This window comes from Sphingobacterium sp. GVS05A, from assembly GCF_019969845.1.
Taxonomy (GTDB): domain Bacteria; phylum Bacteroidota; class Bacteroidia; order Sphingobacteriales; family Sphingobacteriaceae; genus Sphingobacterium.
The window spans coordinates 786,949-803,622 of the sequence record NZ_JAHXYR010000001.1 but is presented as its reverse complement, the minus strand read 5'-3'; the positions used below and the strand labels follow the sequence as shown (position 1 = coordinate 803,622).

8 protein-coding genes and 1 tRNA gene are annotated in these 16,674 nt (G+C 40.1%); 2 read left to right on the top strand and 7 right to left on the bottom strand.

All coding sequences use genetic code 11. The features are described 5' to 3' along the window. Nucleotides 1–46 precede the first annotated feature (46 nt). The 6 genes from LC454_RS03445 to LC454_RS03420 all read right to left on the bottom strand — a co-directional run bounded on the left by LC454_RS03445 (nt 47) and on the right by LC454_RS03420 (nt 8,809). Entirely contained in the window at nt 47–3,277 is a 3,231-nt protein-coding gene (locus LC454_RS03445; RefSeq protein ID WP_223579452.1) for a SusC/RagA family TonB-linked outer membrane protein, read from the bottom strand. Nucleotides 3,278–3,602: 325 nt separating this feature from the next. Continuing rightward, entirely contained in the window at nt 3,603–4,220 is a 618-nt protein-coding gene (prfH, locus tag LC454_RS03440) for a peptide chain release factor H (protein WP_223579449.1), read from the bottom strand. A gap of 6 nt (nt 4,221–4,226) precedes the next feature. Beyond that, complete coding sequence (locus LC454_RS03435; protein WP_223579446.1) at nt 4,227–5,618, bottom strand: RtcB family protein; 1,392 nt, start codon at nt 5,616–5,618, stop codon at nt 4,227–4,229. A 461-nt stretch (nt 5,619–6,079) separates the two neighbouring features. Then, nucleotides 6,080–7,393: an aspartyl protease family protein gene (locus LC454_RS03430; protein WP_223579442.1), complete on the bottom strand. Its 1,314-nt coding sequence runs from the start codon at nt 7,391–7,393 to the stop codon at nt 6,080–6,082. A gap of 487 nt (nt 7,394–7,880) precedes the next feature. Beyond that, nucleotides 7,881–7,960, bottom strand: a tRNA-Leu gene (locus tag LC454_RS03425). A gap of 114 nt (nt 7,961–8,074) precedes the next feature. Beyond that, the gene (locus tag LC454_RS03420; RefSeq protein ID WP_223579440.1) at nt 8,075–8,809 is read right to left on the bottom strand and encodes an SIMPL domain-containing protein; all 735 of its coding nucleotides are present in this window, start codon (nt 8,807–8,809) and stop codon (nt 8,075–8,077) included. A 93-nt stretch (nt 8,810–8,902) separates the two neighbouring features. On the opposite strand from LC454_RS03420, the gene LC454_RS03415 reads away from it, so the two are divergent. Together LC454_RS03415 and LC454_RS03410 are read left to right on the top strand one after the other, a co-directional pair. Next, the gene (locus LC454_RS03415) at nt 8,903–11,731 is read left to right on the top strand and encodes a S9 family peptidase (RefSeq protein ID WP_223579438.1); all 2,829 of its coding nucleotides are present in this window, start codon (nt 8,903–8,905) and stop codon (nt 11,729–11,731) included. A gap of 171 nt (nt 11,732–11,902) precedes the next feature. After that, nucleotides 11,903–14,092 carry a glutamine synthetase III gene (locus tag LC454_RS03410; RefSeq protein ID WP_120258147.1) on the top strand — a complete coding sequence of 730 codons (2,190 nt, stop codon included), beginning with the start codon at nt 11,903–11,905 and terminating at the stop codon, nt 14,090–14,092. Nucleotides 14,093–14,189: 97 nt separating this feature from the next. Here the strand turns inward: LC454_RS03410 and LC454_RS03405 are convergent, their stop codons facing one another. After that, nucleotides 14,190–16,643: a TonB-dependent receptor gene (locus LC454_RS03405; RefSeq protein ID WP_223579436.1), complete on the bottom strand. Its 2,454-nt coding sequence runs from the start codon at nt 16,641–16,643 to the stop codon at nt 14,190–14,192. Nucleotides 16,644–16,674 lie beyond the last annotated feature (31 nt).

Sequence of the window (16,674 nt, the reverse complement as noted above, 5' to 3'; positions counted from 1 at the left end):
CATAAATTGTTTTAGTACGTTCTAAATTTTAAATTCTGTAAAAGGATTAAAATGTAAAACCAAGCTTAAGACCTATACTTCTTGAATTCGGGACAGAGGCTTGTTCAAAACCTACACCACGTGAATCACTTGATACCCCGCCGCCTTCTGGGTCCAAACGCATGGTATTGGTTTTATGTACCCAAAGTAGAGCCAAATTGGTTCCCGTAAGAGAAACATGTGCACGTTTAATACCCTTAATTCTACTGTAAAGATGTTTTGGCAAATTATAAGTAATATAGGCTTCTCTCAATTTCAGAAACGAACCATCAAAAACATACATTTCTGCAATACCACCATTTTCATACCAATCCTGCGCGCTTGTCTCGATGGTATTTTCTACCCAATTATCGCCAACTTTCATGGCGAATCGTTCATTTTTCATTACATCTTTACCCGCAATGATCGCCCGCTCGCGTATACCATCGATAGCTGTGATTTCAGCAATACCGGTTGTATAACCATGTGACATAGTTTGCGACCAGATATCCCCACCTTTTCTGAAATCAAGCATAAATCCAAATCTAAAATCCTTAATGGTAAAATCATTGCGCATCGATGCTAGGAAATCAGGCACTACATTACCTATAGCCTGAGCATCCAAAGGCTTTGATACCAGTCCATTAGCCCCTACTTTTATAGCTCCTTTCATTGGACCATCTTCCACACGATCATAACCTGGTCCGACCAATGTGCCCCATGGTCGCCCAACCGATGCCATATTGGATATACCCCAAGTCCAGCCCAATCTCAGATCGTTCAGCCCCAATTGCGGATAAAGTTCAACGACTTTATTTTTATCTTTCGAGAAGTTGACCGTTGTTGTCCAATTTAATCCCTCTTCCCGTTTGAGTATATCTCCTCTTAACTGAATTTCAATGCCCTTACTTCTGATTTCGCCAGCATTTAAGAAGATGTTACTAAAGCCTACAACATTTGATGTGGGTACAGAAAGTAATTGTTTTTTATTGATTTTTTGATAATAAGTAAGATCCAGGTGCAATCGATCTTTAAACATGCCAAGTTCAGTTCCGATTTCATACGAGGTAATCGCCTCAGGCTCCAAACCTTCAATGGCATAGGTCATACTTTTGTACATCTGAGACAGATTATTAAAGGCATCTGTCTGTGCATAATAGTAATTCCCATTTTGATACGGACGGGTCGCATTTCCCACTTTCACCAAATTAAATCGTAACTTCCAAAAATTGAGGTAATCGCTTTTTAAGCCTTCAAAACTAGCCGTTGGTATCCAGCTCAAACTTGCTGCAGGATAAAAAAATGATTTTTTTAAGGTTGAGGACCAATCGTTACGTGCGGTCAAATCTAAGTACAATTGATCTTTCCAACCTAGATTGGCTTGCCCGTACAAAGAATTGGACCGGCCTTTGGCATGATCCATAAAGGTATAAGCGTCACCTATTTTGTTGGTGATTGTATAAACTCCCAATACATTGAGTGCTTTTGCGCCGAGGGTATTTGTTTCAAACTGATAATCGCGATAATTTGCACCTAAAATTCCCGTTAAACTAAGATCTCCAAATTGTTTGTTGAAGTTTGCAATAAAATCTGCATTGAAATCCGAATTACTATTTTTTGTTTCATTGAACTTACCATCCCTATTATCAAAATTGAAGTATGTCGATTCAAAAATATGTGTATTATAATAATCCAGTCCAACCCTACCTTCAAATTTTAGGAAGTCAAATGGTTGATAAAACAAGGATGTCTTTCCAAAAATACGGTTCATTTTAAGCGCATTTTGAGATTCATGCATGGTATAAAACGGATTCATGTGATAAGCCGAATTCCAGTTGTAATAGGTATAATTTCCCTGTGCATCGCGCTGGTCCCAATTCTTTTTTAGATCTTGCATGTCGACCTGTCGGCCAAACCAGATCAAACCATTCATTGGATTTGCACTGTCATAGCCTTGCATTACCAAATTATTACTTTCAGTACGTGTAAAGTTAGTCATGATGTCATATGAAACTTTATCGCTGATTTTGTAATCGTTATTTAATTGTGCCGTATATTTCTTCTGGTCTGTATTGGGGACTGTTCCTCGCTGATCTCTAAAAGAAATGGAAGCACGAGTCGAAGAACGATCTGTTTTCGACAGCAACGAAATATTATGATTTTGAGAAAAACCCGTTTGGAAGAATTCTTTCACATTATTTTTATGGGAATTCCAAGGCGTAGCTTGTCGTACCCCATTCACAACAGGGCTATTGAATTGCGGGATTAATAATCCCATATCCATCCGAGGCCCCCAAGACTCATCAATACCGTCGTTAACTCCGTCATTTCCGGTTCCATCCAAATAACTGAAAGAATTTTTTAAAACATAATCTTGGTACGATAATCCGTCGCCGTTAGTTTTAAAACTGTATTCGTCTCCCCGAGATCCTTGACCGTATAAGTTTTGGTATTTAGGTAGATTGGCGGCTCTATCAATAGAAAAATTTCCGTCATAGGAAATTTGCACACCATTTTCACCACGCTTTCCAGATTTTGTAGTGATCATAATAACACCTGCACCAGCTCGCATACCATAGATTGCTGCGGCCCCTCCTTTTAAGACGTTGATACTTTCTATATCATCTGGATTAATATCGTTCAATCCAGATCCGTAATCCACACCAGTGTATGTATTATCACCCGTACGTTGCGCGTCATTTGTAATTGGAATACCATCTACAACGACCAATGGCTGTTGGTCCTTTTGTAATGACGTATTTCCACGAATAGAAATCCGCGCTGAAGACCCGATGGCTCCCCCAAATTGATTTACCTGAACACCAGCAACTTTGCCCGCCAATGCACCGGTAAGACTATGTTGTCCGGCGTCGGTCAATTCCTTTGCGTTTACGTTCTGCGTGGCATATCCCAGGGATTTTTTTTCCCGCGTAATTCCAAGCGCAGTTACCACGACCTCATCTAAATTTTCCGTAAGGGATTGCAGCGTGACGTTGATGAGGGTTTGATTATTAATCTGTACTTGCTTTGACTGATAGCCTATCGCACTGACATTTAAGATGGTTCCATTGGTATAGGTCAACGAAAAACCGCCATCAGCACCTGTCTGTGTGCCTTGACCGCCCTTAATAGATACGGATACGCCCGGAATGGCTTTCCCATCCTGATCCACTATCTTTCCTTTGAGTGCTGTTTGAGCGTAGAGCGCAGAACATACTAGTATATTGGATGCCAGTATCGCAATACTTCTTTTGTTCATAAGTTAGTTTCTAAGAGTTAGTTTTAAAATGTTTTTACTGAGCCAATTTATATAAATATTAAAGCACAACACAAGAGTATATTAACCAGTATTGCCCGCATCTTAACATCAAATGTTAAATTATTTCTACTAGACATGGCTAATTGAAAAATAGGCTATCCGGCAGGCAGCAAACCCTCCCTTATCATACCCCTTAATAGACTGAAATCACTAGGTCAGGGTAAAAATTAAGCCCTGATCACAAATGAACAGGGCTTAAACAGATTGTTTACCGATACAAAGAAGTTTCTACATTCACCATGTCTAGTTTATGAAGAAATGATTACTATTCTTTAAATTTATGCCCAAAGAAAATACGCTTTGAATTACCTCTTTCAATAGCAATTTGGTCCTTCCAGCGCTGATTTTCCACAGCAGCCTTTTCCAATTGTTCAAGTGCTATCAACTGTTCCTCCAAACGCAAAACAGCAATTTCTCTATTTTGCAATTGGGAACGAGTATCCATTACCTGCACCATCAATCCAGTAGGAAGATGCGTTGCGCGGACAGCCGAGCTCACTTTATTCACATGCTGTCCGCCAGCACCACTGCTCCGCATTGTTTTGAATTGCACATCTTTTAGATTCATTTGTACGGCACTTTTTACCGGATACCAGTCCTTCACCTCCACAAACCAATTTTTACGCCGATGGTTCGGTCGAAAGGGACTTTGGCAAATCCAGCAGATTGTACCTATCCAACGGTCCCTGAACACGGCGATTTCTCTACCGGTCAATTTTAACACAATTGAGCATGGCAGCCCATCTATTTTCTCCACTTCTACTGTATCGACCTGCACGGCATATTGATCTACTTCTGCCAGCATCCTTCCCAAAACCAGTTGGACAGCTAGATTACATTCCTTAGGACCTCGTCCTGAAGTAATTAAAATATACTTTTCCATCCCGTCTTATTTATCCATACGAACAATCTTCGGACTGAATGTCCCAAGTACATTGACCAACTCATTTTGCAAGCCCATCACACGATGGATATCTTTATAGGCATACGGAGCTTCATCCAGCGCTCCGCCAATTAACTCCACACCATGCTGCTCCAATTCTTTGAGCATGGCACTTTTGGTGAGGCTACTTTTACAGGCTGCCCGAGACATCACACGTCCAGCACCATGCGAAGCCGATTGAATGCTCAATGCATTCCCTCGCCCCTCAACAATAAAACCCGGTGCGGTCATAGACCCTGGAATAATTCCCAATACCCCCTTCCCTGCTGGTGTTGCTCCTTTGCGATGCACAATATATTCCTTTCCATCGACCATTTCCCGCCACGCAAAATTATGGTGGTTCTCAATGGTCAGTACAGTCCGTTCACCCAAAGCTTTTGCCAAGCGCCTATGAATATCTTCATGGCAGGCCCGAGCATAATCACCGGCGAGGTTCATTGCTAACCAATACTCATGACCTTCCTGCGTATCCAGATCCAACCAGGCTAAATGTTGTACATGACGTGGCAAAGGGCATTGTTTTGCGGCCAAATTTGTGTACTGTTTAGCGATATTGGCTCCCAAGCCACGAGATCCGCTGTGTGACAGGACTGCCAGATAAGTCCCAGGGGCAATCCCCCACTCGGAACGAACCTGATGCAATTCAACCACGCCGAATTCGACAAAGTGATTTCCACCACCAGAAGTCCCAAGTTGCCTGTAAGCCTTGTCCAACAGTGATTTCAACAAAGGAATATCTTTAAATTCCGATCTGCTAAAAATAGCATGATCTTGTTTCTCACGATGTGTATCATACATACCGAATTGGGTATTCTCCTTCAGTATATTGCGCAACTGGAATTCTCGCCCTTTGAAATAACTGGCGGGTAGGTCAAATATAGATAGACTCATTCGACAGCCAATATCCACACCTACTCCATAAGGTATCACGGCATTATCCGTTGCCAGTACTCCGCCAATAGGCAAACCATAGCCCATGTGTGCGTCTGGCATCAATGCTCCTTTGTATGCGATGGGCAGCTTCAAGGCTTCATACAGCTGCCTTTTGGCCTGCTCATCAATTTCATTTTCACCAAAGATGGTAAAAGGCGCCATTTGCTTATTTAGCTGTTGCTTGCGCGCTTCAACCGGTTCAATCAACCCTTCAGCAAGCTTTGCCCAAACAGCATCTTCTCTAAATTTTTCAGGCGCTTCGAGCACCTTCTTTGCTTCCAAAAGGATGTTTTCTTTCTTTTCTCCTCTTCGGTAGCGTGTGATTAGCCCTAAGGCTACATTCATTATATTATTCTGTGGAAAACCGATTTTAATAAGGTCTTTCCCCGATAATTTACTTCCCATATTCTTTTTTAAAAAAACTTAATATACTGTCCTATCCATCTCAGGGATAGACCATTTAAATATTCGAGTTTTCTTTTTCTTGAATAGCTATTCGCCAGCTGCCAGCGCTTTGCGTTCTGTATAATGAACAAAACAGTTACGTACCAAACTAATTGATGCACATAATGGCCAGTACAAAATACATTCGACCGGTCAAAATATGACCTGTACAAGCTGGCTAAACAGAAAATAGAAGGCAATAAAAAACCCGAATGATCTTCGGGCTTTTTTTCATGTCGTAACGAGTACGTTATATGTGAAGAAAAGCACGAAGAATGCTTTCAGCAAACCCATTTGCTGCAAAAGCAATTTTTGTTTTAATCTTGGAGACCAACATAGTTCTTCGTCTTTAAATTGTTTAAAAATTAATATCGGCAGCAAAGGTAAATAAGTTTCTTCCACTTTTCCAAATTTCACAAAATTTAATTTGCATTAAAAGGTAATGGATCCTTTAAAAAGAAAGTATATTCCATCATTTGTCCGTCTCTTTCGATCTTAAATCGAATTTCTTTACCTTCCTCTGATTTGAAAAGCGTATGAATAGTTTCCAGAGAATAGGAAGAAGCCGAACGCCCATTGATTTTCAACACCTTATCATCCGGTTTTAATCCGACAATTGCTGCTGGAGAACCTGCCCGAACAGTTGCAATTTTATACATGTTTTTCAGTACAAAGCGATACTGTACACTGTTGTCCATGCGGATCTCTGTCCCACCATCTTTTTTTAAATAAACAGGTACCTCCTCTTTCTCATACTTTATCCCATCATGTATGATTTCGAGACCACTCATGTTTAAGTAATAGAATTTATCAAAGTTTCTGTTTTTTTGGAGATAAACGACATTATTGGGATAGTCGAGAATAACCTTAAACCTACGTAGGAGTTCGTTTCCGACAGAACCTATTCGTTCATTTACAAAAGTTGCATGTTGTGTAGAGCTCAATTCTGGATAGGCCACCAAAGGATAATTCATCTTAAACGGTCCCAGCTCCAAGGATTTGATCCGATTTCTTTTTCCATAAATTTCGCCATTGAATCCCTGACCGATGTAGTCATCAATAAAAGGAGGTTTGATTGCAAAATCCTTTAATTTGGACGGAATAAGCATCAACGCATCACTATTACCCATGTCAATCAATACACGGCCTTCAATGTCTGCGGAATCCTGATTAAAAGCAACGGAGATATACGGTCTGCTATTTAAAATATCGAGCGGGAGACGTTGCATCTTTGCGAGTCCTTTGGGATATTCACCCTTTTGGTAAAGGGTAATCCGGTGTTTCAAAAAATCCATCTCAACAACATGATCACTAAAAAAACGGCTCCCCATGATACCATTTACCTCCACCCCGATACGGGTAGAAATATCAATATGTGCATTTTTAAGAATATAGATGGGCTGATCCATATCCTCATATACATTAGCAACGCTAACCTTATTATTGACAGACAGATAACCATCCAACCCTTCGTCCTTTCCCAATCCCTGAAACTTATTAACGAAGACTGCACTATCAATCGATTTCAGGGTTTCTCCGAATATCATGGTCTCCTTGACCCCTGTATCCAGTAAGAAATTCATCGTATACCCATTTACCTGCACAGGAATAATAACCAGATTATGAACAAATAGAAACGGGAATCTAACTTTCTTTTTTTCTTTCAAAACAAAGCGGTCTTGCCCCAAGGCAAAAAAGGAACAGAATAACGCAAAAGATAAAAATACTGCTCTCATCTAAGTTTATATTTGGTATTTCCAATTTAAACAAGAATTCTCATAATAAAAAAGGTTTATACAAAAAAAGACTGTATATATCTTTGCATCAACTTTACGAGCATTTATTCGAACACTCTTATCACTTTGCTTGGGACAACATACCACTTGCTTTGCCATTTCTTTGCCGTTTGAAGGCTATTTTATTACCATTATACCAAAGAAACAGCAAAGAAATAACAAACAAACAGCAAACCAGTCCCAAGGAAGGTCCCTAGAAAGTACGAAGAAGTCTCGAAGAACTAGCCTAGAAATGGCCTAGAACAACCTATGAATACCCAAAGAAATGGCAATAAATAACCAAAGAAACAGCAATAAAATAACAAAGGATAAACAAAGAAAAAAGGCCCTATTTCCCTTTAAAGTTTGTGATGGTTTACCTCTCTCGATCTATGATCCTGATATAGTACAAAAAAAACCCTCTCTACTTGCGTAAAGAGGGTTTTTGTACCCGGAGCCGGAGTCGAACCGGCACGGTTTCCCACTGGTGTTTGAGACCAGCGCGTCTACCAATTCCGCCATCCGGGCATATCCGTTTGGGATGATGCAAAAGTAGGTTTTTTATTGAAAAAGAGAAAACTTTTTGAACAAATTTCCACTCAAATTCAATAGTGCACTGAAATACAGTCAAATAATTTTTCATTAATTACTCAAAAAACTTGCTCTAACCGTTATATTCGCTGTTTTCTTACGTGAAGTTGTATTAAAAGCCCCTCCCGAAGAGTACTCTTCGTTATCATTTTGACCAGTTATCTGAAAAATTCCCAGATCGGCTTTCACCAGACTACCTAATCCGGCATTCGATTCCTTGGCAATATTGTCGGCACGTTGGTGTGCATTTTTTGAAGCTTGGGAGATCAGTTCTAATTTCAGATCCTCCAGTTTTGAGTAATAATAATTTGGCGTACTCGAACTCAGCTCTATTCCTTTCGAGATCAATGTTGATATCTCTCTTGAAGCATTGTCCACCTTATTCAGATCTCTGGATTCCACGCTTACTGTCTGTGACAGGGTATAACCCGAAAATGTATTATAACCGTTTCCCTTTCCGTCGGTATGGTATTCAAAATCTTTAGCGATATTCACGGCCTCAAAACGAATTTCATCTGCCTTAATCCCCTGTTGCACTAAAAAGTCACGTACCAGATCACGATCTGTTGCCAATTGCGCCGAAGCTGCACTTAATTCAAAGTTCTTCCTACTAAAAGTTGCGTTCCATTTTACCAAATCAGATTCAAAATCTTTCTTCGCATTGCCGTTGACAGTAATTGTTTGTGTGGATTTATATTTATACCGATATGCATTGCCCAAGATCCATGCAGTAAGCAACACGGCGACGCTCACGATAACAGAAACAATAATAGATGATGATTTCATAATCAGTTTTTTATATTTACGTAACAATGAATATACCAAAAAATCAACGATTTTTTATTTTTTATAGATAAATTGCAGCAAAAGAATTTAAACATGAATAAGAAAAATATCTGTATCCCATTCTGTTTTCTCGCGACCTTAGCTGTCCACGCACAAAAGAAACCAGTGGACCATACGGTATATGATAGCTGGCAAAGCGTATCATCTCCCTATATCAGTAAATCCGGTAAATTTGTACTCTTTCAGGTTGCTCCACAAGAAGGAGATAGCCAACTGTTCCTGAAAACAAAAGAAAACAAAGAATTGATCCAGATTCCGCGGGGCTATAATGGAAAACTGACCGATACAGAAAATCATTTGATCAGCTTAATCAAAGCGCCATTTGCTGTAACACGTGAGGCGAAAATCAAAAAGAAAAAAACGGAGGATTTACCTAAGGACTCCCTGGCAATCTATAATTTAACCAGCTCTTCGCTTGTTAAATTTGCACAGGTGAAATCCTATAAAGTTTCGGAGCAAAACAACAATTTTGTTTCCTTCCTATTTGATAAACAAGCGGATGAAAAGATAAACTCATCTAAAAATTCGGCTGACACTACTCAAAACAAGAGAAATAGCAACGACAAAAAGAAGAAAGCCGTCGCTACATTAGCTTTATATGATCTTAATTCTGGCGATTCAATCCAATTCTCCTTAGTAGATCAATATGAATGGAACAAAAATGGAACAAAACTTGTCTTTTCAAAGAAAACTGACGCAAAAGACAGTCTTTCTAAGGAATCTGGAGTCTATTTATATGATATAGCATCCAAAAACCTAAAAAAAATATCAACAGGCAAAGGTGAATACAAAAATTTCAGTTTTGATGAAACGGGTAATCAACTGGCTTACTTAGGTGATCTATCCAAGGAAAAAGCACTGGTTAAAAACTATAACCTCTATTATTATACCAATGGTATCGATACCGCACAGTACCTAGCTACCAAAAATAGCTCAGGAATTCCCAAAAACTGGGCAGTCAGCGGAGATGGAAATATCCGATTCAGTAAAAATGGTGAAAAGCTTTTCTTTGGTATCGCACCTATCCCCCGCGTCAAAGACACGACATTAGTTGATTTTGAACATGCCAAAGTCGATGTGTGGGGCTGGCAGGATGACTACTTACAACCCATGCAACTGGTCAACCTGAAAAAAGACCTTTCCAAAAATTTTTTAGCGGTCACCTATCCCAAAAACAATCGTACTGTTATTCCGTTAACGGATGAAACCTTCAACGCAACAACGCTTACGCCGGATGGAAATGCAGAATATGTTTTGGCACGTACAGATTTTGGCAAGCGGATCGAAAGTCAATGGAAAGGTGGCACAAAAGAAGATATCTACCTGGTCTCAACAAGAACTGGTCAACGGGAATTAATTCTTTCCGACTTCTCGGGAAATGTGGCACTGAGTCCAGATGCAAAATATATCGTTTATTTCGATGAAGAGAAAGGAACATGGAATTCTTATCAGATTAGCTCTAAAAGGAAGGTCGTATTGAACGAAGGTATCCCGGCATCCTTCGCCGATGAGGAGAACGATATGCCTACCGCAGCACAGGGATATGGTATGGCGGCATGGAGCGCTGACTACAAAGGCGTATACCTCAACTCACGTTATGATATCTGGTATTTTAATTTGGATGGATCCAATAAATCCATTCTCACCAACGGTTATGGTGCTGCTTCCCAAACGACATTCCGTTACCTCCCTTTACGACGTGATGAAGACCGTGATCAGCCATTGACCCTGGACTACAAAAAAGGAGGCTTCCTAACATCATTTGACAATAAAACCAAAGAATCTGGTTTTTATCAATTCAAAGGACAGCACAATGATCCCAAAAGCCTTTTTGTTGAACCAAAAACATTTAGAAATATAAATGCTTCTGCTGATCAACAAACGATCCTTTATAGTAAGGAAGACTATAGCAATTCGCCCAACGTTTATATCAATAGTATCAGATTCAAAGATGAACTGCAACTGTCCGATATTAACAAACAACAAGCGAACTACAACTGGGGCACCGCCGAGCTTGTGCATTGGACCACACCAGCAGGCCATCAGGCGGAAGGCATTCTTTATAAGCCAGAGAATTTTGATCCAGCAAAAAAATACCCGATCATTGCTTATTTCTATGAGAAACTGTCGGATGGTCTCTATACCTACCAACCACCTGCTCCTACCCCTTCGCGACTAAATATCCCCTATTTCGTAAGCAACGAGTATTTGGTATTTGCACCAAATATCAGTTATGAAACCGGACACCCAGGAAAGTCAGCAGAGGAATATATCAATTCAGGAATGCGTCATTTAGCACAAAACTCCTGGGTAGACAGCACCAAAATGGGCATTCAGGGACAAAGCTGGGGCGGCTATCAAGTGGCTCACCTGATCACACGCACCAATATGTATGCTGCCGCATGGACCGGAGCACCAGTTGTCAATATGACTTCCGCTTATGGAGGAATACGTTGGCAGTCGGGTATGTCTCGTCAATTCCAGTACGAGCATACACAAAGCCGAATCGGAAAAACCTTATGGGAGGCGCCCGAACTCTATCTGGAGAACTCTCCCCTGTTTCATATGAACAAGGTAAATACGCCTGTTGTTATTATGGCCAACGACAATGATGGTGCTGTGCCATGGTACCAAGGTATCGAAATGTTTACAGCATTGCGCCGGTTAAACAAACCGGTTTGGATGTTGAACTATAATGGCGATGAACATAATTTGATGCAACGACAAAACAGAAAAGATATACAGATTCGCGAACAGCAGTTCTTCGATCATTACCTAAAAGGAGCTCCTGCGGCAAATTGGCTAAAGAAAGGAGTACCGGCCACCTTAAAAGGAATAGACTGGGGGCTTGATTACAACTAAAAATACTCAAAATAGGTCGATTTATCCGAATCGACCTATTTTTTTTAATAAAAAGCCAGTTCCAAAGACACATTTTGTAAAAAAAATCAAAAAAAATTTCAGTTTTCCGTAAAAACACAATATTTTTGAAAAACAAAATCAACAAAACTGTAATTTAATTATAAAATACAAATGTCGAACCTAAGATTCAAAGCAGTAGAGGCAGCGGGCTCACGCCAGATTGCACAATTTGAAAAAGTTGAAACTAAAAAAGCAACTGACATCTACGGAAAGAACGTTTTTTCCGTAAACAAAATGAAAGACTACCTTCCTAAAAACTCATACAAGGAGTTAGTTGCATCCATAGAAGAGGGACAGATTATTTCAAGAGATTTAGCTGAGCACATTTCGCAGGCAATGAAAACTTGGGCCCTTAATCATGGCGTTTCCCACTACACACACTGGTTTCAACCTTTGACAGGTTCGACAGCTGAAAAACACGATGCATTTTTCGAGCCTGATGAAAATGGCGAAGCAATCGAAAAATTCACTGCAGATGCTTTAGTTCAACAAGAGCCAGATGCTTCATCTTTTCCGAATGGTGGTATCCGTAACACATTCGAAGCAAGAGGTTATACGGCATGGGATCCATCTTCGCCAGCATTTATCTACGAAACTGGTGCGGGTAAAACACTTTGTATCCCTACTGTATTTGTTTCCTATACTGGTGAATCATTGGATTATAAAGCACCTTTATTAAAAGCAATCAATGCTGTTGATAAAGCAGCAACAGAAGTTGCACAATATTTTGATAAATCAATCACGAAAGTAAACGCCTCTCTTGGTATTGAGCAAGAGTATTTTTTAGTTGACCTTTCTTTATACAATGCACGCCCAGACCTTCAATTGACTGGACGTACTTTATTCGGCCACATGTCTGCTAAAGGCCAACAATTGGAAGACCATTACTTCGGTGCGATTCCAGAACGTGTATTAGCGTATATGGTTGACTTAGAAAATGAGGCATTAAAATTAGGTATTCCATTAAAAACGCGTCACAATGAGGTGGCACCATCGCAGTTTGAGTGTGCGCCAATGTACGAAGAGATCAACTTGGCAATTGACCATAATCAATTGTTGATGAACGTGATGGAGCAAGTTGCTTTGAGACATAATTTCAAAGTATTGTTACATGAAAAACCATACTCTGGTGTCAACGGTTCTGGAAAACACAACAACTGGTCTTTGATTACCAATACTGGTGTTAATCTATTGTCTCCAGGCAAAACGCCTAAAAATAACCTGATGTTCTTGACATTCTTTGTCAATACCATCAAAGCGGTATTTGAGAATGCAGATTTAATGCGTGCATCTATTGCAAGTGCAAGCAACGACCACCGTTTAGGTGCTAACGAAGCGCCACCTGCAATCATCTCTATCTTCTTAGGTTCTCAATTAGACGAATTATTGGAAGAAGTAGAATCAGCTCGTGTAGCCAAGAAAGTAAAAGCTGAAGCAAACTTGTGGCACGGTATCCCTAAAGTTCCAGAATTGAAATTGGACAACACGGACCGTAACCGTACTTCACCGTTCGCATTTACGGGTAACAAGTTCGAGTTCCGCGCTGTAGGTTCTTCAGCAAACTCTGCCTTACCAATGACGGTATTAAATGCTATCGTTGCTGCACAATTAAACGAGTTCAAAATAGAAGTAGACAAACAGATCAAAAAAGGCACGAAAAAAGATCTTGCGATCTTAAATGTTGTCCGTAAATACATCAAAGATTCAAAAGCAATCCGTTTTGAAGGAAATGGATACAGCGAAGAGTGGGAAAAAGAAGCGGAAGCACGCGGTCTTTCGAACATCAAATCTACTCCTAAGGCACTAGACGTCTATGTAAAAGAAGAGTCATTGGCTTTGTTTGAAGCAATGGGCATTTACACAAGACGTGAATCAGAAGCTCGCCATGAGATCTTGTTAGAAAATTTCTACAAGAAACTTCAAATCGAGGCTCGTGTGATCGAAGAGATGGTCAATAACCAAATCGCACCAGCATGTTTCATCTACCAAAATGAATTGATCGAAAATGTGAAAGGCCTGAAAGACCTAGGTCTAGCTCAAGCAGCATTTAGCTCACAATTGAATTTCGTAGAACGTATCTCGACACATGTAAACACAATCTTGGAACAAGCGGAAGCTATGCGTCAAGAGCGTAAAAAAGCAAACCAGATCGAAGATATACGTGAGCGGTCAATCGCTTATGATGAATCGGTAAAACCATATTTTGATGTGATCCGTTACCATGTCAACAAATTGGAAAAAATCGTTGACGATAAAAAATGGCCTCTTCCAAAATTGAGAGAGATCTTATTCTTAAGCTAATATCGCTTAAATCTAAAAAGAGAAGAGCATTCCGTCTGGAATGCTCTTCTCTTTTTATATATTGCCAGTTAATCTAAACAAATACCCGACCCAGCTGCTATTTTTTCAAACGGTTATCCTCATCATTATCTCCGGCCCGTTTATTCACCGACTTAATATTGACGTTTCCAAAACGGTAAGAAAGTGAGAGCCGGATCACTCTACTATCATACCCATTACGAATGCGATAATACCCATTTTCCTGAACACTGGACAACCGCCGTTGACCTCTTGTATTCAATATATCATTTACAGCTAGCTTCACATTCAGCTTTTTATCAAGAAAGGATTTCCCTGCTCCGAGATCGACACCATAGTAAGATTTAAAACTAAAGACACCATAGACAGCCGGAGAAAAATAATTAGCGGTCAGCTCCACATTGGTTGTCTCACCGATACGGATATCATGATTGGAGCTCACCTGAAAAGATAACTTTTCCAGCTGACGCTGAGCACCCGAGCGCTCGTCAAAATTATATTTGCTATAAAACGCAGTCAAGTTATTGGAAGTAGTCCACCATTTAAGCACTTTAACCGGTATATTGATATTCATATTATAATAATCGAAATAGGTCAGGTTCCGATCCGTCTGTGCGATGGCCTTGGTTTCCGAATTGCTCTCTATTACCTGCGTGATCGCATCATTGGTTCTCTTATAACCAAGACTCAACAAATAACGCTCCTTAAAGGTGTAATTCAGTTCATAGGAGTTGGTATATTGTGGATTTAAATAGGGATTACCGTATTGATAGGTATATTGATCCAGGTAGTAGATAAAAGGATTCAACGCACCATAATCCGGACGGTCTATCCTTCGGCTATAGCTTAAACCAAGCTTGTGATTATCATTGATCTGTTGTTGTATAAATACCGTTGGAAAGAAATCCGTATAATTACGTTTTGTCTGCTGTCCTAAGGTTACTGAATTGCCCAATGAACTGGTATTTTCAACACGGAGTCCGGCTTGCACAGAAAACTTTCCAAAGGACTTATTCAGCGTAAAATATGCCGCTGCGATGTTTTCGTTATACAAAAACTGATTGCTCTGCTTTTCGTTTCGCACAAATTCCCCAGCCGTATTTTGATCCTCGTAGATCAAAATATTATCCGTTTTCACACGACTATATTTCAGCCCCGCTTCGAGTTTTGTTGTTTTGTCAAAGGGATGGACAAAATCTGTTTTGAAAACTAAAATTTTGGTATTGGACAACATATCATTTCGAAAAATCTTTGGCAGTTTAAATTCCGTCCAATTGGGATCTAAGAAACGGTTTTTTACTGTGCTGTTATCGTTATTTTTGGAATACGAATAATCTGCATTCGCTGTCAGTTCAGTCCCCAATGTATCGAATGTCTTTTTGTAATTGAGGTTGTAAGCCAGGTAGTGATAGGTGAAATCCGAAAAGTTGCTTCCCTGTACGACTGAATCCAATTTTCCTTTTTCCGAAGCGATTAAATTATCTCCCTGCCGTGTAGAACTACCATTGCTCACATTACCATTGACGACAAAGCCAAGCACTTCTTGTTTGCCAAGGTTAAAATCTGCAGCGAATTTAAAGTTATGTCCGCGATAACGAAATTTTGAATAAGAATCCGAATTGAAATAGGTTATTCCTACTGAATCCCTGACAGAACGATCGATCGTTAAATCATTAAATCCCAAACTATTCTGGTAATTATAGGAAGCAAACAGATTTACCCAATTGTTGCGATGGTTGACTAGGAAACCGCCATCACCTTTTGTATATTTTCCCTGTCCCAGATTGAAGTTCAAGCTAACGTTACTGCCAAATTGTGTATTTTTTTTAGTTTTGATATTGATAATACCAGCGTTTCCAGCGGCGTCATATTTCGCCGGCGGGTTGGTAAGGACTTCAATCGAGGCGATTGAATTTGAAGCCGTATTTTCCAACAGTCTGGAAACTTCATCCGCAGAGAGATAAGTAGGCTTTCCATCGATCATAATAATTACATTACTTTTACCGCGCAGGTTGATTTTTTTATTATCCAAAGTCACACCGGGAACTTTTTGCAGAAGTTCCAATGCGTTGTTTCCTGTTGCCAATACACTATTCTCTACATTGAGGACAATCTTGTCAATTTGACTTTCAATTAGGGGTTTCCGACCAACGACCTGAGCCTCGCCCAAAACTCGTGTTTCCGCTTGTAGGCGAATGGTATCCAAAGACATGATCGCCCCCGCCTTCAATGTAATTTCGGTGGAGCGGTAAGTTGTATAACCTACTGCTGAAACTTGCATCATATACTTTCCACTGGGCACTTCCACAAACTCAATGTCTCCATTCTCTTTCGACAAGGTCCCTTTCAACGGAATATCGCCCAGACTACGCAACAGTGAGATACTGGCTGCGCCAAGCGGACTATTATCCTGGCCAACAACAACAGCCTGTAGCCTCCCTCCTCCAGATTGTGCAGAAACTGTTCCCCAAGCAGAGATCAGGATTATTAGAATGGACAGTAGCAACGATTTATTTTTCTTTGGTTTCATCATGTAAATCTTTATATCATCAATTAGGGCAGCA

Bases quoted from the DNA above. Each gene is read 5' to 3' on its own strand.
- LC454_RS03445 (WP_223579452.1), bottom strand. From the start codon at position 3,277: ATGAACAAAAGAAGTATTGCGATACTGGCATCCAATATACTAGTATGT.
- prfH (WP_223579449.1), bottom strand. From the start codon at position 4,220: ATGGAAAAGTATATTTTAATTACTTCAGGACGAGGTCCTAAGGAATGT.
- LC454_RS03435 (WP_223579446.1), bottom strand. From the start codon at position 5,618: ATGGGAAGTAAATTATCGGGGAAAGACCTTATTAAAATCGGTTTTCCA.
- LC454_RS03430 (WP_223579442.1), bottom strand. From the start codon at position 7,393: ATGAGAGCAGTATTTTTATCTTTTGCGTTATTCTGTTCCTTTTTTGCC.
- LC454_RS03420 (WP_223579440.1), bottom strand. From the start codon at position 8,809: ATGAAATCATCATCTATTATTGTTTCTGTTATCGTGAGCGTCGCCGTG.
- LC454_RS03415 (WP_223579438.1), top strand. From the start codon at position 8,903: ATGAATAAGAAAAATATCTGTATCCCATTCTGTTTTCTCGCGACCTTA.
- LC454_RS03410 (WP_120258147.1), top strand. From the start codon at position 11,903: ATGTCGAACCTAAGATTCAAAGCAGTAGAGGCAGCGGGCTCACGCCAG.
- LC454_RS03405 (WP_223579436.1), bottom strand. From the start codon at position 16,643: ATGATGAAACCAAAGAAAAATAAATCGTTGCTACTGTCCATTCTAATA.